The organism is Pseudomonas sp. LBUM1664, from assembly GCF_059695895.1.
Genome location: NZ_CP166791.1, coordinates 5,580,375 through 5,597,370, shown reverse-complemented (window position 1 = coordinate 5,597,370; position 16,996 = coordinate 5,580,375). Strand labels below are relative to the sequence as shown.

Annotated in this window: 18 protein-coding genes; 7 read left to right on the top strand and 11 right to left on the bottom strand. The window is 61.1% G+C overall.

Features of this window, described 5'->3' with window-relative positions; all coding sequences use genetic code 11:
- Positions 1 to 74 precede the first annotated feature (74 nt).
- Positions 75 to 458 carry a hypothetical protein gene (locus ACA047_RS26110; protein ID WP_497354326.1) on the bottom strand — a complete coding sequence of 128 codons (384 nt, stop codon included), beginning with the start codon at positions 456 to 458 and terminating at the stop codon, positions 75 to 77.
- Positions 459 to 607: 149 nt separating this feature from the next.
- On the opposite strand from ACA047_RS26110, the gene ACA047_RS26105 reads away from it, so the two are divergent.
- Together ACA047_RS26105 and ACA047_RS26100 are read left to right on the top strand one after the other, a co-directional pair.
- Positions 608 to 805 carry a heavy-metal-associated domain-containing protein gene (locus ACA047_RS26105; protein ID WP_497354324.1) on the top strand — a complete coding sequence of 66 codons (198 nt, stop codon included), beginning with the start codon at positions 608 to 610 and terminating at the stop codon, positions 803 to 805.
- A 95-nt stretch (positions 806 to 900) separates the two neighbouring features.
- Entirely contained in the window at positions 901 to 2,109 is a 1,209-nt protein-coding gene (locus ACA047_RS26100) for a multidrug effflux MFS transporter (RefSeq protein WP_497354322.1), read from the top strand.
- 1 nt (position 2,110) lies between these two features.
- Here ACA047_RS26100 and ACA047_RS26095 read toward each other — a convergent pair whose 3' ends face one another.
- Both ACA047_RS26095 and ACA047_RS26090 read right to left on the bottom strand, forming a co-directional pair.
- Positions 2,111 to 2,281 (bottom strand): hypothetical protein, encoded by a 171-nt coding sequence (locus ACA047_RS26095; protein WP_497354320.1) that lies wholly within the window; start codon positions 2,279 to 2,281, stop codon positions 2,111 to 2,113.
- Positions 2,282 to 2,474: 193 nt separating this feature from the next.
- Positions 2,475 to 3,488 carry a zinc-binding alcohol dehydrogenase family protein gene (locus tag ACA047_RS26090; RefSeq protein WP_497354318.1) on the bottom strand — a complete coding sequence of 338 codons (1,014 nt, stop codon included), beginning with the start codon at positions 3,486 to 3,488 and terminating at the stop codon, positions 2,475 to 2,477.
- A 113-nt stretch (positions 3,489 to 3,601) separates the two neighbouring features.
- Between ACA047_RS26090 and vimR the strand changes: the two genes are divergently transcribed.
- The 3 genes from vimR to ACA047_RS26075 all read left to right on the top strand — a co-directional run bounded on the left by vimR (position 3,602) and on the right by ACA047_RS26075 (position 7,006).
- Positions 3,602 to 4,531, top strand: coding sequence for a transcription regulator VimR (vimR, locus tag ACA047_RS26085; RefSeq protein WP_497354316.1), 930 nt, complete (start codon positions 3,602 to 3,604; stop codon positions 4,529 to 4,531).
- A gap of 265 nt (positions 4,532 to 4,796) precedes the next feature.
- Positions 4,797 to 5,531, top strand: a complete 735-nt coding sequence (locus tag ACA047_RS26080) for an ArsR/SmtB family transcription factor (protein ID WP_497354314.1) — start codon at positions 4,797 to 4,799, stop codon at positions 5,529 to 5,531.
- 98 nt (positions 5,532 to 5,629) lie between these two features.
- A complete protein-coding gene (locus ACA047_RS26075; RefSeq protein WP_497354312.1) occupies positions 5,630 to 7,006 on the top strand; it encodes an MFS transporter in 1,377 nt (458 codons plus the stop codon).
- Positions 7,007 to 7,072: 66 nt separating this feature from the next.
- Here the strand turns inward: ACA047_RS26075 and ACA047_RS26070 are convergent, their stop codons facing one another.
- From ACA047_RS26070 to ACA047_RS26060, 3 genes are all read right to left on the bottom strand, one after another.
- The gene (locus ACA047_RS26070; RefSeq protein ID WP_497354310.1) at positions 7,073 to 8,026 is read right to left on the bottom strand and encodes an adenosine deaminase; all 954 of its coding nucleotides are present in this window, start codon (positions 8,024 to 8,026) and stop codon (positions 7,073 to 7,075) included.
- 83 nt (positions 8,027 to 8,109) lie between these two features.
- Positions 8,110 to 9,075 carry a 2-oxoglutarate and iron-dependent oxygenase domain-containing protein gene (locus ACA047_RS26065; RefSeq protein ID WP_497354308.1) on the bottom strand — a complete coding sequence of 322 codons (966 nt, stop codon included), beginning with the start codon at positions 9,073 to 9,075 and terminating at the stop codon, positions 8,110 to 8,112.
- 130 nt (positions 9,076 to 9,205) lie between these two features.
- Complete coding sequence (locus ACA047_RS26060; RefSeq protein WP_497354306.1) at positions 9,206 to 10,288, bottom strand: BMP family ABC transporter substrate-binding protein; 1,083 nt, start codon at positions 10,286 to 10,288, stop codon at positions 9,206 to 9,208.
- Positions 10,289 to 10,581: 293 nt separating this feature from the next.
- Between ACA047_RS26060 and ACA047_RS26055 the strand changes: the two genes are divergently transcribed.
- Positions 10,582 to 11,673 (top strand): calcium:cation antiporter, encoded by a 1,092-nt coding sequence (locus tag ACA047_RS26055; protein WP_497354304.1) that lies wholly within the window; start codon positions 10,582 to 10,584, stop codon positions 11,671 to 11,673.
- 107 nt (positions 11,674 to 11,780) lie between these two features.
- Here the strand turns inward: ACA047_RS26055 and ACA047_RS26050 are convergent, their stop codons facing one another.
- The 3 genes from ACA047_RS26050 to ACA047_RS26040 all read right to left on the bottom strand — a co-directional run bounded on the left by ACA047_RS26050 (position 11,781) and on the right by ACA047_RS26040 (position 14,431).
- Positions 11,781 to 13,139 carry an 8-oxoguanine deaminase gene (locus tag ACA047_RS26050; protein WP_497354302.1) on the bottom strand — a complete coding sequence of 453 codons (1,359 nt, stop codon included), beginning with the start codon at positions 13,137 to 13,139 and terminating at the stop codon, positions 11,781 to 11,783.
- Positions 13,140 to 13,369: 230 nt separating this feature from the next.
- Positions 13,370 to 14,056 (bottom strand): SDR family oxidoreductase, encoded by a 687-nt coding sequence (locus ACA047_RS26045; RefSeq protein WP_497354300.1) that lies wholly within the window; start codon positions 14,054 to 14,056, stop codon positions 13,370 to 13,372.
- Positions 14,057 to 14,080: 24 nt separating this feature from the next.
- Positions 14,081 to 14,431: a MerR family transcriptional regulator gene (locus tag ACA047_RS26040; protein WP_497354298.1), complete on the bottom strand. Its 351-nt coding sequence runs from the start codon at positions 14,429 to 14,431 to the stop codon at positions 14,081 to 14,083.
- An 81-nt stretch (positions 14,432 to 14,512) separates the two neighbouring features.
- Between ACA047_RS26040 and ACA047_RS26035 the strand changes: the two genes are divergently transcribed.
- Positions 14,513 to 14,941, top strand: a complete 429-nt coding sequence (locus tag ACA047_RS26035) for a hypothetical protein (RefSeq protein ID WP_497354296.1) — start codon at positions 14,513 to 14,515, stop codon at positions 14,939 to 14,941.
- A gap of 18 nt (positions 14,942 to 14,959) precedes the next feature.
- On the opposite strand, the gene ACA047_RS26030 is transcribed toward ACA047_RS26035, so the two are convergent.
- Positions 14,960 to 15,886, bottom strand: a complete 927-nt coding sequence (locus tag ACA047_RS26030) for an ABC transporter permease (RefSeq protein ID WP_497354294.1) — start codon at positions 15,884 to 15,886, stop codon at positions 14,960 to 14,962.
- Positions 15,886 to 16,992, bottom strand: coding sequence for an ABC transporter permease (locus ACA047_RS26025; protein ID WP_497354292.1), 1,107 nt, complete (start codon positions 16,990 to 16,992; stop codon positions 15,886 to 15,888). The genes ACA047_RS26030 and ACA047_RS26025 overlap by 1 nt, the downstream gene beginning before the upstream one ends.
- Between the last annotated feature and the right edge of the window lie 4 nt (positions 16,993 to 16,996).

The following is a 16,996-nucleotide window of genomic DNA, read 5'->3' as shown; positions in this document are numbered from 1 at the left end:
CAAGGTCAAGCGCCAATCAAAAAATGCGCAGAACCTTCGTGGGACCGGTTTGCTCCCACATTGATCTGGCGGTCTCAGTAACCGAGCTCAGCTTGTCTGAGGTACATGCCTTGGTCATTCATGGCGATACGGTACTTCAGAATTTCGCCGGCCCTGAGCGTGATGTTCTGCGAACCCGGCGCGAGCATGCCCGGGTTGCACCCCGGCGCCTGCCCTGGCATTAACTTCAAACGCAGGGAGACTCTGCCAGGTGGCAAGTTGAAGGAGGTGCTCTGCTCTTGGAAGAGCCTGGCGGAGAGCTGATCCTGAATATAGATGCCAATTTCGCAGTTGGTCGCCACTTCCAGGCGCTCCCGAGAAATGATCAACACGCCGTAATCTTCGCCAGCGGCCGATGCTTGAGGGGCTACCGCTGAAAAACCGAGCATGCAAAACAGGCTGAACGATGACCAGCGCATGACTGAACCTCCGGTGTGAAATCCTTGATAGGTGCAGCTTGGCTGAGCGCGGTGCCGATTGCCAGCCCGGCAGTGTCCATCAGAACTTGACCTTGCCATGATGGCAAGCTTGAAACTGCCGGCAACCTCAATTCTCAAGGAGTCATCTCATGCAAACATTCAGTGTGCAAGAAATGTCCTGCGGTCACTGCGTCAAGGCAATTACCCAGGCTGTGCAGGCCAAGGATCCGGCGGCAGATGTGCACGTCGATCTGCGCGCCGGGACCGTCCGGGTCCAGAGCGCCTTGTCGGACAATACCGTGATTGAGGCGATCAAAGAGGAGGGGTATAAGGTCAGTATTGCCTGAAGATTTTTAATTGTTAGCGACCTATCGGAATGTTCAAAAGCAGCCTGCGGGGCTAAACTGTCGGGCTGCTGACTGACGCCTGACCTGGACGCCCGATGAACCTGCGTAGCATTCTTATTCTTGGCGCCTTGAGCGCTTTCGGTCCCTTGGCGATCGACTTCTATTTGCCGGCCTTCCCGGCGATGGCGATCGCCTTTGGCACCGACGAAAAACACATTCAATTGACCTTGGCGGCCTATTTTTTCGGGTTGTCCATCGGGCAGTTGGCCTATGGGCCGGTAGCCGACCGCTTCGGGCGACGTATCCCCTTGCTGGTCGGCGTCGGGTTGTTCACCCTGGCGTCCCTGGCCTGCGCGTACGCGCCGAATCTTGATTGGCTGATCGGCGCGCGCTTCGTCCAGGCCTTGGGGGGCTGCGCCGGGATGGTGATCTCCCGGGCCGTGGTCAGCGACACGTGCGACGCGGTGGGCTCGGCCAAGGTGTTCTCGCAACTGATGCTGGTGATGGGCCTGGCGCCGATCCTCGCGCCGATGCTTGGCGGGTTGCTGGTGAACCTGCACGGCTGGCAATCGATTTTCATTGCCCTGACCCTGTTCAGCGCACTGGCGTCGACGGCCGTGGCCTTGTGGTTGCCGGAAAGCTTGCCGGACCATGTGCCGCGGCAACCGCTGTCGGGAGCCTTGCGCCAATACGGTCGGCTATTGGCCGACTCGGTCTTCCTCGGTCATGCCCTGACGGGTGGCATCGCTATCGCCGGGATGTTTGCCTATATCGCCGGTTCACCGTTTATATTCATCCAGCTCTACGGTGTGCCGGCCGAACATTTCGGCTGGCTGTTCGGTATCAATGCGGCGGGCTTCATCCTGGTGGCGCAGGTCAACGCTCGGTTGTTGTCCAAGCGTGGCCCGGTATCCCTGCTGGTCCGCGGCGTATGGATTTACCTGGTCGCCGGTCTGAGCCTGCTGGCCGTCTGTTCCTTGCAGCCTGCGCAGTTGTGGCCATTATTGATTCCGCTGTTTATCTGCATCTCCAGCCTGGGTTGCATCGTTCCCAATGCGTCGGCCTGCGCCATGGACGGGCAGGGCGCCCGGGCCGGCAGTGCTTCGGCGATGATGGGATGCGTGCAGTTTTCCGTGGCCGCCGGGGCATCCGCGTTGGTGGCGGCGTTGCACGACGGCACCGCCGTGCCGATGGCAATGGTCATCAGCCTTTGTGGGGTGTTGGTGGTGTGCGCCACCCTGCTGACCCGTCGCCTGCAAAATGCCCGGGCGCTGGCGCTGGCGCTGGCCAGTCGCCAGGGCTGATTCAGCCGGCGGCGCGCTGCTGCTGTTCGGGGAAATGATGCGGCGCGTGAAGTCGCGCTTGCAGGGTGGTGGCAAAGGCCTGGGCTTCGGCCTTGGAGCGGAAGGTGACGACGTGCTGGTCAAGACGCACTTGCCATTGGGATTTTGCCACTTCTTTTATCAGGATTTTCATTGCTGACCTCCTCACTTAAAAGATTGCGTTGCAAAGGCCTCGAGTGTAGACCGGAATGCGTTCGTAATTGTGACAACGGTTAATTCTCTGACTGACGGTTAAGTCGTCTGCCAGTGCTGCAATTACCGTGGCGAGGGAGCTTGCTCCCTCGCCACGGTATAAGTGAACAAGATTGGGTTGCCCTGCCAGGCGGTCAGAAGCCTTCAAGCACAATCTTGCCCTTGGACTTCCCGCTTTCCAGCAGCGCATGAGCCCGGCGCAGGTTTTCGGCATTGATGAGGCCGAAGTGCTCGCCAACCGTGGTTTTCAACGTACCAGCATCGATCAGCCCGGCCACGCGGTTGAGCAGTTTGTGCTGTTCAATCATGTCGGCAGTTTCGAACAGCGAGCGGGTGTACATGAATTCCCAATGCAACGACAGGCTCTTGCGCTTGAGCTTGGTCACGTCCAGTGCCTTGGGATCATCGATCAGCGCCAGTTTGCCTTGGGGCGCCAAGGCTTCGACCAGTTGGTCCAAATGTTGGTCGGTCTGGGTCAGGCTGGCGACGTGAGTCACTTGAGGGTGACCGGCTTCTTTCAATACTTCGCTCAACGGCTGGCTGTGGTCGATTACCAGATCGGCGCCCAGGCCTCGCACCCAGTCCTGTGTCTGCGGCCGGGAAGCGCTGCCAATGACCTTCAGCCCGGTGAGCTGGCTGGCCAGTTGCGTCAGGATCGAACCCACGCCCCCCGCGGCACCGACGATCAACAGGCTCTGGCCCTGGTCGCCCTGGCCTTCCTGGATGTGCAGCCGCTCGAACAGTAATTCCCAGGCGGTAATGGCCGTCAGTGGCAACGCGGCCGCTTCGGCGAAACCGAGGGTCTTGGGCATGTGGCCGACGATGCGCTCATCCACCACATGCCGCTCGCTGTTGCCGCCGGCCCGGGCGATGGAGCCGGCGTAGAACACCTTGTCACCGGCCTGGAACAGCGTGACTTCGCTGCCCACAGCCTTGACCACGCCGGCCACGTCCCAGCCCAACACTTTGGCTGCACCGCCTTCGGGCTGGACGTTCTGGCGGACCTTGGTGTCCACCGGGTTGACCGAAATAGCCTTGACCTCCACCAGCAGGTCCCTGGGCCCTGCGACAGGTTCCGGCAGCTCGATGTCTTGCAGCGATTGCGGGTCGGTGATGGGTAACGAGTGGTAGTACGCGATGGCTTTCATGAAGCGGCTCCTTGAGGTCAGTTCGATGAAGCCAATGTTTAGCTATTTATCGCCAAGATAAAACCGGCTAAAAGAACAGGCTCTTTCAATAATTTTTTGATAATGGAGTCGTCATGCTTCGATTCGATGACTTGCAATTGTTTGTCCGGGCGGCGGATCTGGGCAGTCTCTCTGCCGCAGCCAGGGTCATGGATCTGTCGGCGGCGGTGGCCAGTGCCGCGTTGAAGCGGATCGAGCAGCACCTGGGCGCGCGCTTGTTGGCCCGCTCCACCCGCAGCCTGCGCCTCACGGCCGAGGGTGAGGGCTTTCTCGAGTATGCCCGGGCCGCGCTGAGCAGTCTCGACGAAGGGCGGCGCTTGTTGACCAGCGGCCAGGATCAGGTCAGCGGGGTGTTGCAGTTGTCCGCCCCGTCGGACCTGGGGCGCAACCTTTTACTGCCCTGGCTGGACGCGTTCCAGCGCGAGCATCCGGGGCTGACGGTGCGGCTGCTGCTGGGCGATCGCATTGCCGACCTGTTCAAGCAGCCGGTGGACATTGCGTTGCGTTATGGCGAGCCGGAAGATTCGAGCCTGGTGGCCTTGCCTGTCGCGCCGGATAACCGCCGGGTGTTGTGTGCGTCGCCGGATTACCTGGCACACCACGGTGAGCCCCGGCAGTTGGAACAACTGGCCCAGCACAATTGCCTGTTGTACATGCTCGGTACCCGGGTGCATGACCGTTGGTGTTTTCATGATGGTAAACGGGAGGTGAGCCTCACTGTCAGCGGCGACCGCTTCAGCGATGACGCTGATGTAGTGCGGCGCTGGGCGGTGGCAGGTGCCGGAGTCGCTTATAAGTCGTGGCTGGATGTTTCCACCGATGTGCTGGCCGGGCGTTTGAAAATCCTCTTGCCACACCTGCAATGCGAACGTGCACCGCTCAATCTGCTGTGTGCTCATCGGGCGCAATTGAGCAAACCCATCAATCTGTTGCGCGAGATGCTCAAGCTCCGTTGTGGTCAATTGACGGCACAATTTCCACTCTCGATGGGGCTCGACCATTAGTCGCGCGCAAATAGAGAATTTTCCCTCACGAATAATCGCCTGCAAAGGTTTCTGGAGGACAGGAAAGCTTGTTCGCCCCGCTTATACTAGCGACCGCCTGAATCGGCGCGGCATCGAGCGCGGCGGCAAACCGTCTTGAAACCCTCCGGCCTGATGCATCGTCGGCGCGGGTGTGGCGTCGCGCGATTTGCGGCGCTCGAGCGGCCCCATTGCTGGTCAATATGCGCCAGAGCAGTAGACGAATGATTCAACAGGGAGTGAATACATGGAACATGCACCTTGCATCAGCCAGATCGCCACGCTGCTGGCCGACCCCAAGCGCAGCGCAATGATGTGGGCCTTGATGGACGGCACGGCCCGGCAAGCTGAAGAGTTGGCGTTGCTGGCCGGGCTGTCGCCGTCCTCGGCCAGTGCTCATCTGGGACGGCTGTCCGCCGGTGGCCTGTTGAAAGTCGAAGCCCGGGGGCGCAAACGGTTTTTCCGCCTGGCCGCGCCCGAGATCGGCGCTGCCGTCGAAGCGCTGGCCAGCGCGACCCTGGCCAGTACACCGCGACAGATTCCGGAAGTCTTCAAGCGCGGGGTCATGCCGAGCAAGGCGCCGTCGGCCCCAGCCTCATTATTGCGGGCCAGGCTTTGCGACGATCACCTGGGAGGCACCCTGGCGGCCGATCTGTACCAGCGCCTGCTGGACGCCGGATGGATCGAACAGTGCGACCAGCGGGTGATTGTCACCCACAAAGGCGCCAGTCAATTGGCCGGACACGGTCTGTTCATCCAGGCGCTGGCCTATCGCAACGGCCGCACCGCTTGCGCCTGCCCCGACTGGAGCGAGCGGCGTCCGCACCTGGGAGGGGCGCTGGGGGCGGCGTTGTTGCAACTGTTCATGCAGTCCGGCTGGCTGAGCCTGCCCAACGATTCGCGGGCCTTGCAGGTGACGGTGCTCGGCCAGCAGGAAATCCATCGGTTTGCCAGGCAGGATACTTTGGAGATGGCGTTCTAGGGCGTCGCTCAGAACTGTCAACAGGTCGTATTCAGCAATAACCACGAGCACGGTTCGCGCACACTCGGTCCGGGGATTATCGGATTGGGGGAAGCAGCATGGATACTCACGGTTACAGCGCGGCGGAACGCCTGGAGCGGTTGCCCATCAGCGGCTATCACCGGGTTATTTTCATTATTATTGCCTTGGCGTTTTTCTTCGACTCCATGGACCTGGCGATGATGACGTTCCTGCTGGGCTCGATCAAAACCGAGTTCGGCCTGAGCAGCGCCCAGGCGGGTCTGCTTGCCAGTTCCAGCTTCTTTGGGATGGTGCTGGGGGCGTCGCTGTCGGGCATGCTGGCCGACCGCTTCGGGCGCAAACCGGTGTTCCAGTGGAGCATCGTGTTGTGGGGCGTCGCCAGTTACTTGTGTTCTACGGCCCAGGACATCGAGGCACTGACACTGTTTCGCATTCTGCTGGGCGTCGGCATGGGCATGGAGTTTCCAATTGCCCAGTCGATGCTCTCGGAGCTGATCCCGGCTCGGCGTCGAGGCCGCTACGTTGCCTTGATGGACGGCTTCTGGCCGCTGGGTTTCGTGGCGGCGGGTGTGCTCTCGTATTTTTTGCTGCCGGTGATCGGCTGGCGCGACATCTTTTTGGTGCTGGCGGTGCCGGCGGTGTTTGTCCTGGTGATTCGCTTCTTCATTCCCGAGTCGCCGCGTTGGCTGGAGCAGGCCGGGCGAGGCGACGAGGCGGATGCGGTGCTCAATCGAATCGAGGACAAGGTCCGAGCTTCACTGGGGTGTCGGGATCTGCCGGAGCCGATTCGCCTGCCGAGGCTGGCGAATACGCCGGGCAGTTTCTTTTCGGCCCTGGCGCAGATCTGGTCACCGCTGTATCGCCAGCGCACGATGATGATCTGGAGCGTCTGGTTCTTTGCCTTGCTCGGTTTCTATGGCCTGACGTCCTGGCTCAGCGCGTTGTTGCAGCAGTCGGGGTTTGCCGTGACCCAGTCGGTGTATTACACCGTGCTGATTTCTTTAGGCGGGATTCCCGGTTTTCTGATGGCGGCCTGGTTGGTGGAGCGTTGGGGACGTAAACCGGTGTGCGTCATCACGTTGCTGGGCGGCGGGGTGATGGCGTTTCTTTACGGTCAGAGCGCGGTGTTTGGCGGCAACGTCAGCCTGTTGATCGGCACTGGGCTGCTGATGCAGTTTTTTCTGTTCGGCATGTGGGCCGTGCTCTACACCTACACCCCAGAGTTGTACCCCACCTCGGCACGGGCCACGGGTTCGGGGTTTGCCTCGGCTGTCGGTCGCGTCGGTTCGCTGCTCGGGCCGCTGGTGACCGGGTTGGTGTTCCCCATCACCGGACAGGGCGGCGTGTTCGCCTTGGGCGCGTTGTGCTTTGCGGTGGCGGCGGGCGTGGTCTGGGTGTTCGGAATGGAAACCCGGGGCAAGACGCTGGAGGCGTTGAGCGAGGCAGTGACTTGATATGAGCTGCCTCGCCACAGGTTGTTCATTGTCCCCTGTGGTGAGGGCAAGCTCATTCCATAAGGCTTAAGGTTTGATCAGCCGCGCATCCAGGCTGTTCTGCGCCAAGCGTTTGGCCTGGTCCTGGGTCATGCCCAGGTGGGTGTACAGCGCGTGGAAGTTTTCGGTGACGTAGCCGCCGAAATACGCCGGGTCATCGGAGTTCACCGTCACCTTCACACCGCGCTCGAGCATGTCGAGGATGTTGTGCTGCGACATGTCGTCGAACACGCACAGCTTGGTGTTGGACAACGGACATACCGTCAACGGAATCTGCTCGTCGATGATCCGCTGCATCAGCCGCTCATCTTCGATGGCCCGAACGCCATGGTCGATGCGCTGGATTTTCAGCAGGTCCAAGGCTTCCCAGATGTACTCGGGTGGGCCTTCTTCGCCGGCGTGGGCGACGGTCAGGAAGCCTTCGTTGCGAGCGCGGTCGAAGACCCGCTGGAACTTGCTCGGTGGATGACCCATTTCCGAACTGTCCAGGCCCACGGCCACGAAGGCATCGCGAAACGGCAGGGCCTGGTCGAGGGTTTTCTGCGCTTGTTCTTCGCTCAGGTGACGCAGGAAGCTCAGGATCAGGCCGCTGGTGATGCCCAGTTGCTGCTCACCGTCCTTGAGGGCGGCGGCGATGCCGTTGAGCACCACTTCGAATGGGACGCCACGGTCGGTGTGGGTCTGCGGGTCGAAGAACGGTTCGGTGTGGATCACGTTCTGCGCCTTGCAGCGCAAAAGGTAGGCCCAGGTCAGGTCGTAGAAATCCTGGGAGGTGCGCAGCACATCGGCGCCCTGGTAATACAGGTCGAGAAACTCCTGCAGATTGTTGAAGGCATACGCCTTGCGCAGGGTGTCGACGTCGCTCCATGGCAGGGCGATCTTGTTGCGCTCGGCGAGGGCGAACAGCAGCTCGGGCTCCAGCGAACCCTCCAGGTGCAGGTGCAATTCAGCCTTGGGCAGTGCGTTCAGCCAGTCGTACATGTTCTTTTCTCATCAGCGAATCGATGGCGGGCATTCTACAGGGGCTGGCCGCGATGTCTGGTAAAACCTGACCGGCTGATCCACTACACCGCGTCTTGCTCTCGCCGGTAAGCATAGGTGTCGGCGAAGCGCGACAGCAGAAATTGCGCGCAGGTGGTCGTTGAGTACTTCGGCGGATGGGCGTCATCCTGACAGCCGGGCAAACACTGGATCAGCGTGTCGGGGTGCGGCTCGGCAAAAAAAGGCATCGAATAGCGGTCTACGCCCAGCGGGCTGATCACCCGATGCGGTGTGGACAAGTAACGGTCGTTGCTCCAGCGCGCCATCATGTCGCCGAGGTTGACCACGAACGTGCCGTCGATGGGCGGCGCGTCGATCCATTGACCCTTGACGTTGCGCACTTGCAGGCCACCGGCGGCGTCCTGGTAGAGCAGGGTGATGCAACCGTAATCGGTATGGGCGCCGGCGCCTTGCTGCTCGGCGCAACTGGCGGTGTGACGCGGCGGATAGTGGATCAAGCGCAGTACACTCACCGGCTCGTTGAAGCGTGCGTCGAAAAAGTCCCGCGCGATGCCAAGGGCCAGCGTCATGGCCCGCAGCAGTGTTTGTGCAAGCGCCTGCATGTCGCGGTAATGCTGCTCCATCAAGGTTTGCCAGCCGCTCAGGTCCGGGTGCCGGTTGGGGCCACGCAGGGGTTTTGCCGCCAGCACTTCGGGGTGATCGGCCGGCAAGTGCAGGCCCATGTCGAAGGTTTCCTTCAGGTCGCTGGGTTTGGCCGGGTCCAGTTGTTCCGTGGCGACGGCACCGTAGCCGCGATGGTGGCGGGTTTGGGTGATGTCGATCTTGAGTTTCTCTTCGACGGGCAGGGCGAAGAATCGTTGGGCGCTGTCCAGTACCTGGGCAATGCGCGCCGGGCTGATGGGGTGACCCTTGATGTAGAAAAAGCCCCACTGGCGACAGGCTCGGTCGATCTGGTCGGCGACCGATTGCCAGGCGCCGGGGTCATCGCCGTAGAGAGGGCTGATGTCGATGATGGGCAGGCTGTTCATGCTGCTTTCCTGAATTTGAAAATGGAGACCTCTGTGGGAGCGTGCCTGCTCGCGATAGCGATCCATCAGTCGACATCAATGTTGAATGTCAGTCCGCTATCGCGAGCAGGGTTTTGTGTTGGTTCGCCAGTTACTTCGGAATCTCAGCCTTCATGCCTTCGACGTAATAATTCATCGACGCCAGTTCGGCATTGGTGGCGCTCACGCCGGCCGGTATTTTCTCGACGCCGGCCTGGTCCTTGATTGGCCCGGTGAACGGGTGGAAGGCGCCGCTCTCGATGTCGGCGATGATTTGCTCGGCTTCAGCCTTGACCGGCGCTGGCACCAGGTCACTGATCGGCAGCTTCACCGTGCCTTCTTTCAGGCCGCCCCAGTAGTCCTGGGATTTCCAGCTATGGTCGAGCACGCTCTGGGTCGCCTGGATGTAGTGCGGGCCCCAGTCATTGACGATGGAGGTCAGCACGGCTTTGGGGCCGAAGTGGGCCATGTCTGACGCGTAGCCGACCGCGTATACGCCGCGTCGCTCGGCAGCCTGGATCGGCGCCGGGCTGTCGGTGTGCTGGAACACCACATCCACGCCCTGGTCGATCAGCGCGTTGGCGGCGTCGGCTTCCTTGCCCGGGTCGAACCAGGAATTGACCCATACCACTTTGATTTCGGTGCCGGGGTTGTACTTGTTCAGGGCCAGTTGAATGGCGTTGATGTCGCGGATGACTTCTGGAATCGGGAAGGAGGCGACGTAGCCGATTTTTTTGGTCTTGGTCATTTTGGCCGCGAGAAAGCCGCCAACGTAGCGGCCTTCGTAGGTGCGGGCCAGGTAAGTGCCCAGGTTCTTGTCCTGCTTGTAGCCGGTGGCGTGTTCGAAGATCACCTTGGGGAATTGCTTGGCGACTTTCAGCGTCGGGTTCATGTAGCCGAAGGACGTGGTGAAGATCAGGTCGTACTTGTCCTTGGCCATGTTGCGGATCACCCGCTCGGCGTCGGCGCCTTCGGGAACGTTTTCCACATAGTTGCTGGTGATCTGGTCGCCGAATTTAGCCGCCAGTTCTTTGCGCCCTTGTTCATGCTGATAGGTCCAGCCGTGGTCGCCGATGGGGCCGATGTAGACGAAGCCGACCTTCAGCGGGTCGGCGGCACTGGCATTCAGGCCGGCGCTCAGACCGACGGCCGCGACGACGGCGCAAAGCAATTTCTTCAAGGGGCGTTTGTGCATGAACTCGAACTCCATTTTGTTGTGAGGTGGGCTGTACAACCTCAATGCAAAATGCTGACCAACAGGACAACAAAACCTCGATGCCTTGATGCAGCCATCGCGGGCAAGCCTTGCTCCCACAAGTGCGATGCAATACCGGTGGAAGCAAGGCTTGCCCGCGATGAGGCCCCTGGGATCGATAAAGGTGCGTCCAGCCAACCACTCGCCATCCACTGGTGCGTCACTTCGGACGAAACGTTCGCGGCCCCCCACAGTCTGTAGCTCATGAACCTGCCCACGGTTATAGGCCTGCAATGCTCAATTTGATCAAGCAAGAAAAGCTACTGTTGCTGGCGCTGATTGCCGCATTTGTCGCCTATCCGTTGGAACACTGGCTATTGGGCAGCGGGCAGAGGGTGGCGTTGATCGGCGGGTTGGTCCTGATCGGTTTCATCGTTGCGGCCTCCATGCGCGTGGCTCATCACGCCGAGTTGCTGGCGGAAAAGGTCGGTGATCCTTACGGCACCATGATTCTGACCCTGTCGGCGGTGCTGGTAGAGGTGGTGATCCTGGCGATCATGATGAGTAACGAAGCGTCGCCGACCCTGGTGCGGGATACGATCTATAGCGCAGTGATGCTCGACATCAACGGCATTCTCGGGCTCGCGGCCCTGATGGGGGGAATCAAGCATGGCGAGCAGGTGTACAACGACGATTCGGCGCGTACCTATAGCGTGATGATCCTCACCGCCATGGGCGTGTCGATGGTGGTGCCGGAGTTCATTCCCCAAGCGAGTTGGAAAACGTATTCGGCGTTCACCATCGGCGCGATGATCGTGCTGTACACCCTGTTCCTGCGCATGCAGGTAGGGCCCCACAGTTACTTTTTCAGTTACAGCTACCCGGAAAAACGTCGCAAGAAAGAGCCGGCGCAAAACGAGCCAAAACCCATCAGCCTGACGTTTTCCATCGGTGCACTGGTGTTCGGCGTGGTGGTGATCGGTGCGTTGGCCGAAGTCATGTCCAAGGCCATCGACCTGGGGCTGGAGGGTTCCGGCGCGCCGCCGGTGGTCACGGCGATTCTGGTGGCAGCCATCTCCGCCGCACCGGAAATCCTCACCGCCCTGCGCGCCGCCCTGGCGAACCGCATGCAGTCGGTGGTGAACATCGCGCTGGGGGCTTCGCTGTCCACCGTGATCCTGACGGTGCCGGTGATGGAAGCCATGGCGCTCTACACCGGCCAGCCTTTCCAGATGGCAATGACGCCGGTGCAGACCGTGATGATCTTCATCACCCTGATCGTCAGCGCCATCAACCTCAACGATGGTGAAACCAATGCCATCGAGGGCATGACCCATTTTGTGCTGTTTGCGACGTTTATCATGTTGTCGTTGCTGGGCCTCTAGAAGAGCATCGCGGGCAAGCCTTGCTCCCACAGTGAATGGTGGGTGTTTATGAAGGCAGCCTTGCCGCGAGACCTGTGGGAGCAAGGCTTGCCCGCGATGGCGTCCGGTCAGGCTCCGGCGATCAACTCGCGCGCCGCCTGGCTGTGATCGGCAATCAACCCCTTCAAGTCCAACCCCTCGACTTGCCCGTCGATCACCCGCCATTGACCACCGATCATCACCCGATCCGCCCGGTCTGCGCCGCACAGCAGCAGGGCCGAGACCGGGTCGTGACTGCCGGAGAAGCGCAGTTCGTCGAGTTTGAACAGCGCCAGGTCAGCCTGCTTGCCCACCGCCAGTTCGCCGATATCGCTGCGTCCCAGCAATTGCGCCGAGCCCCGGGTCGCCCAGCCCAGTACCCGCTGCGGCGTGATCGCTTGCGCGCCATAGCGCAGCCGCTGGATGTACAACGCCTGGCGGGTTTCAAGGATCATGTTCGAGGCATCGTTGGACGCCGAACCGTCCACCCCCAGGCCCAGCGGTGCACCGGCGGCGGTCAGGTCCAGGGTCGGGCAAATGCCTGAGGCCAGGCGCATGTTGGAACTGGGACAATGGCAGACGCCGGTGCCGGCGGCGCCGAGACGGGTGATTTCGTCAGGGTTGAAATGAATGCCGTGGGCCAGCCAGGTACGCGGGCCGAGCCAGCCGACGCTGTCCAGGTAATCCACGGTGCGCAGGCCGAAGCGTTGCAGGCAAAAGTCTTCTTCATCGAGGGTTTCGGCCAGGTGCGTGTGCAGGCGTACGTCGAGACTTTCCGCCAATTCGGCGCTGGCGCTCATGATCTCGGGCGTTACCGAAAACGGTGAGCAGGGTGCCAGGGCAATCTGGATCTGCGCACCGTCGCCGCGCTCATGGTAGTGGGCGATCAAGCGCTGGCTATCATCGAGAATCACCTGACCCTGCTGCACGGTCTGCTGCGGAGGTAAGCCACCATCGGCCTCGCCCAGGCTCATGGAGCCGCGCGTCAACATCGCGCGCATGCCCAGTTCACGGACACTTTGCACCTGCACGTCGATGGCATTTTCCAGGCCTTCGGGAAACAGGTAATGATGATCGGCCGCTGTGGTACAGCCCGAAAGCAGCAGCTCGGCCAGTGCCACTTTGCTCGCCAGGGCGAGTTTTTCCGGAGTCAGCCGCGCCCACACCGGGTAGAGGGTTTTCAGCCACGGGAATAACGGCTGGTTCACCACCGGCGCCCAGGCGCGAGTCAGTGTCTGGTAGAAGTGATGATGGGTGTTGATCAGCCCCGGCAGGATCACATGCTCGCGCGCGTCGAAGACAGTGTCACAAGGCTGTGCGGGTTGCTGGCCGGCGCTCAGCAGTTCGACGATCACACCGTCCTGCAGGACGAGACCGCCACGGGCATCGAGGCCATTGGCTGTGAAGATGGCGAGGGGATTTTTTAGCCAGGTACGGATCGCAGGCATGGTGGCCGGCTCCTCTGAAAGTGGGTTCAGGTTAGCCAGCTCAGTGATGCCCTGTCTGCTGATCCAGGGTCGCCGTGGGGGGCGAGGTTCGGAGTTTACTCAGGTTGCCTGGCACATTTCCAGCACCCGCCAAGAACCAAATGTGGGAGCGAGCCTGCTCGCGATAGCAGTGTGTCAGTCGACATCATGGTGAATGTTAGACCGCAATCGCGAGCAGGGGGTAGGCTGGGTTACCAGGGAATCGTCTCGCCCTTGTAGTTGACGAAGTGATGCCCACCCTTACCGGCAAAGGCATTGACCTGGTCGATCAATCCACGGGTACTGGTCTGGACATCAATCTGCGCCCCTTCACCGCCCATGTCCGTCTTTACCCAGCCCGGGTGCAGCGACAGCACCGTCAATGTCTGTTCGCCCAATTGGGTAACAAAACTGTTGGTCATGGAATTGAGCGCAGCTTTGCTCGCCTTGTACAGTGCCAGCTCCGGCGCATCGGGCATGGTCACGCTGCCCAGCACCGAACTCATGAACGCCAGCACACCGCTGCCGTCGCGGATCTGGCCGACGAAACGCTGGGCCAGGTTGATCGGCGCCACTGCGTTAGTGAAGAACAGCTTGCCGACTTCGGCCAGTGTCGCGCCGCCGGGGTTCTGGTTGTCCGGGCCTTTGACGCCGGCATTGACGAACAGCAGGTCGAAGGTTTCACCCTTGAGCTGCTGGCTCAGGGCAATCACGGCTTGCTGGTCGTCCATGTCGAGTTTTTCGATTCGCACCGGGCCCAGCGCTTTCAAAACCTCTGCGTTCTGTGGGTTGCGCACGGTAGCGGTCACGTTCCAGCCATCGCTCAGCAACGTCTTCACTAGACCGAGGCCCAAGCCCCGGGAGGCGCCGATGATCAATGCTTTTTTTGCCGAATTCATGAAGGCATCCTTGAAAGAAAAAGGTCACGGATTTAATGGACAACGTTGCCCGAGCCGTTGTTTCAGCTCGTGACGCAACGCGTCGAGTTCGCTCATGCGGGTTTCGATCAGGTTCAGTTTGTCTTGCAGCAATTGCGTCACGGCGCGGTCCGGGTCCGGTGCGTGCCACAGGGCGGCGACACTGTTGCCGATCTCGCCGAGGGTAAAGCCCAGACGCTGGGCCGTCTTGATATAGAGCACCAGTTGCACCATGTCGGCGGGGTAATCGCGATAGCCATTGGCACTGCGCCCCGCCGCGATCAAACCTCGCTGCTCGTAAAAACGCAGCGCGTCACGACTGACGGCGCAGGCCTGTGCCAGTTCACCAATGCGCATGGCGGGTCTCCGGGGGGCTTGACCTTGGAGCATACCCCAGGCTTTAGCCTCTTTGCTCCCCGATTATTTGGAGCAATGCCGATGTGGAGTTCAATGCAATACCGCCGACTGGTGCGTGGCAGTGCCTGGTACGACCTGATCGTGACAGCGGCGTTTGCCACGCCGTGGAGTTTTGCGACGGTGTACGGCTTGTTGGTCAGCATCACCCAAATGTTCGACCTGCCTGGCGAGCTGCCAGTGTTTGCGCCGATGCACCTGTTGATGGCGAATCTGCTGGGTTCGATTGTTTGCGTGTGGGCGGTGCTGCGGATTCGTGATCCGCAGCCGGTGTATGGGCGTTATGACGCGGCGGGGCGGTTTCTGTTTGCCGCCTGGCAGCTTTATGCACTGCTCCATGGCGCCAGTGCGGTGTTGTGGGTTTTCCTGTTCTTTGAATTGGCGTGGGGCTTGGTTCAGGTGTTGCCTGTTCAGGCCTCATCGCGGGCAAACCTTGCTCCCACAGATCACTGAAGGTCTGTGGGAGCTACCTCAATGCCCAGCCTGCCAAGGCTGCCCCAGCGACACCGGCGCATAAAGCCGCGTGCGCACCGCATCCCGGGACAACAAGACCAGCACCACAATGGTCGCGACATACGGCAGCATCGCCAGCAAACTCGATGGAATGGCCAGCCCCAAGCCTTGAGCCACCAGGTGCAAGATGCTGGCGAGGCCAAACAGGTAGGCGCCCAGGAGCAGGCGCCAAACCCGCCAACTGGCGAACACCACCAGCGCCAGAGCGATCCAGCCGCGCCCGGCGCTCATGTTCTCGGCCCACATCGGCGTGTAGGCCAACGACAGATAAGCGCCGGCCAACCCAGCCATGGCGCCGCCGAACAGCACTGCCAGGGTTCGCACCCGCAGCACTGGCAGGCCCATGGCGCTGGCGGCATCTGGATTCTCCCCGACCGCCTGGATGATCAGCCCGGCGCGACTTTTCACAATCACCCACGTCACCAGGGCAAACAGCGCGAAAGACAGGTACACCAGTAGATCCTGGGCAAACAGCATCCGTCCGATCAGCGGGATGTCACTCAAGTAAGGAATGGCCAGCGGCTCGAACCCCGCCAGCGGTTTGCCGACCCAGGCGGCCCCGACAAAACTCGACAGGCCCACGCCGAAAATCGTCAGCGCCAATCCAGTAGCCACCTGGTTGGCATTGAACACCAGCGCCACCAATGCAAACAGCGCCGACAACAGCATCCCGGCGGCCATCGCCAGCAGCACGCCCAGCCACAGGTTGCCGCTGTTGAACGCAACGATAAAACCGATCACCGCGCCGAACAGCATCATGCCTTCCTGACCCAGGTTCAGGACGCCGCTTTTTTCGCAGACCAATTCACCCAGGGCCACCAGCAGCAACGGCGTGCCGCAGCGGACCATGGCGTAGAAAATATTGCTCAACAGGTCGATATCCATCACAGCGCTCCTGCCTGTACGGCGGTGGTCCGGGTGCGCCGGGTCCAGCGCAGGTTCAGGCGTGGCCGGTACAGAATCAGTACGTCGCAGGCCAACAGGAAAAACAGCATCATCCCCTGGAAGAGTTGGGTGATCGCCTGGGGAAGGTTCAGCGACATTTGCGCGCTCTCGCCGCCGATGTACAGCAAGGCCATCAACAGGCTGGAAAACAGAATGCCGATGGGATTGAGACGACCCAGGAACGCCACGGTAATTGCCGCGTAGCCGTAGCCCGGCGATACCTGCGGCACCAGTTGGCCGATCGGCCCGGTCACTTCGCAGACGCCGGCCAACCCGGCCAGCGCACCGCTGATCAACAGCGCCAGCCATACCAGCGGCTTCTGGCGAAAACCGGCGAAACCGGCGGCGCGTGCGTCCAGGCCCAGCACTTTGATTTGAAACCCGATAAAACTTTTCTGCAGCAATACCCACACCGCCACCAGCGCCAGCAGGGCGAAATACAGCCCGGCATGGAGGCGGCCATCCTCCAGCAGCAACGGCAGGCGACTGGCGTCGCTGAACATCGCTGACTCTGGGAAGTTGAACCCGGCCGGGTCTTTCAGCGGCCCGTGGACGCAAAACAGCAACAGGTTCAGCGCGATGTAATTGAGCATGATGCTGGTCAGGATTTCGTTGGCATTAAAGTGCGTACGCAGCCACGCCGTGAGCCCGGCCCAGGCCGCACCGGCCAGGGTGCCGGTCAACAGAATCAGCACCAGTGCCCAGCGGCTTTGCATGTCGATGATGTTGACTGCCAAGGCACTGCCGGCCAGGGCGCCCAACAGCAGTTGACCTTCGGCGCCGATGTTCCAGATTCGTGCCTGATAGGCCACCGCCAGACCGAGGGCACACAGCAGGATCGGCAAGGTTTTGACCAGCCATTCGGATACGCCGTACAAATCGCTGATCGGGGCGATCAACAGGGTGTACAGCGTTTGCAGCGGGTCATGACCCAGGGCGACAAACAGCAGTGAGCCACAGCCCAGGGTCAACACGGCGGCCAGCAGCGGCGAGCACCAGAGCATCAGGCGCGATTGCTGGCCGCGAGGTTCGAGAGAAAGCAGCATGCAA

Coding starts and splice junctions, on each gene's coding strand:
- ACA047_RS26110 (WP_497354326.1), bottom strand. CDS start 458: ATGCGCTGGTCATCGTTCAGCCTGTTTTGCATGCTCGGTTTTTCAGCG.
- ACA047_RS26105 (WP_497354324.1), top strand. CDS start 608: ATGCAAACATTCAGTGTGCAAGAAATGTCCTGCGGTCACTGCGTCAAG.
- ACA047_RS26100 (WP_497354322.1), top strand. CDS start 901: ATGAACCTGCGTAGCATTCTTATTCTTGGCGCCTTGAGCGCTTTCGGT.
- ACA047_RS26095 (WP_497354320.1), bottom strand. CDS start 2,281: ATGAAAATCCTGATAAAAGAAGTGGCAAAATCCCAATGGCAAGTGCGT.
- ACA047_RS26090 (WP_497354318.1), bottom strand. CDS start 3,488: ATGAAAGCCATCGCGTACTACCACTCGTTACCCATCACCGACCCGCAA.
- vimR (WP_497354316.1), top strand. CDS start 3,602: ATGCTTCGATTCGATGACTTGCAATTGTTTGTCCGGGCGGCGGATCTG.
- ACA047_RS26080 (WP_497354314.1), top strand. CDS start 4,797: ATGGAACATGCACCTTGCATCAGCCAGATCGCCACGCTGCTGGCCGAC.
- ACA047_RS26075 (WP_497354312.1), top strand. CDS start 5,630: ATGGATACTCACGGTTACAGCGCGGCGGAACGCCTGGAGCGGTTGCCC.
- ACA047_RS26070 (WP_497354310.1), bottom strand. CDS start 8,026: ATGTACGACTGGCTGAACGCACTGCCCAAGGCTGAATTGCACCTGCAC.
- ACA047_RS26065 (WP_497354308.1), bottom strand. CDS start 9,075: ATGAACAGCCTGCCCATCATCGACATCAGCCCTCTCTACGGCGATGAC.
- ACA047_RS26060 (WP_497354306.1), bottom strand. CDS start 10,288: ATGCACAAACGCCCCTTGAAGAAATTGCTTTGCGCCGTCGTCGCGGCC.
- ACA047_RS26055 (WP_497354304.1), top strand. CDS start 10,582: ATGCTCAATTTGATCAAGCAAGAAAAGCTACTGTTGCTGGCGCTGATT.
- ACA047_RS26050 (WP_497354302.1), bottom strand. CDS start 13,139: ATGCCTGCGATCCGTACCTGGCTAAAAAATCCCCTCGCCATCTTCACA.
- ACA047_RS26045 (WP_497354300.1), bottom strand. CDS start 14,056: ATGAATTCGGCAAAAAAAGCATTGATCATCGGCGCCTCCCGGGGCTTG.
- ACA047_RS26040 (WP_497354298.1), bottom strand. CDS start 14,431: ATGCGCATTGGTGAACTGGCACAGGCCTGCGCCGTCAGTCGTGACGCG.
- ACA047_RS26035 (WP_497354296.1), top strand. CDS start 14,513: ATGTGGAGTTCAATGCAATACCGCCGACTGGTGCGTGGCAGTGCCTGG.
- ACA047_RS26030 (WP_497354294.1), bottom strand. CDS start 15,886: ATGGATATCGACCTGTTGAGCAATATTTTCTACGCCATGGTCCGCTGC.
- ACA047_RS26025 (WP_497354292.1), bottom strand. CDS start 16,992: ATGCTGCTTTCTCTCGAACCTCGCGGCCAGCAATCGCGCCTGATGCTC.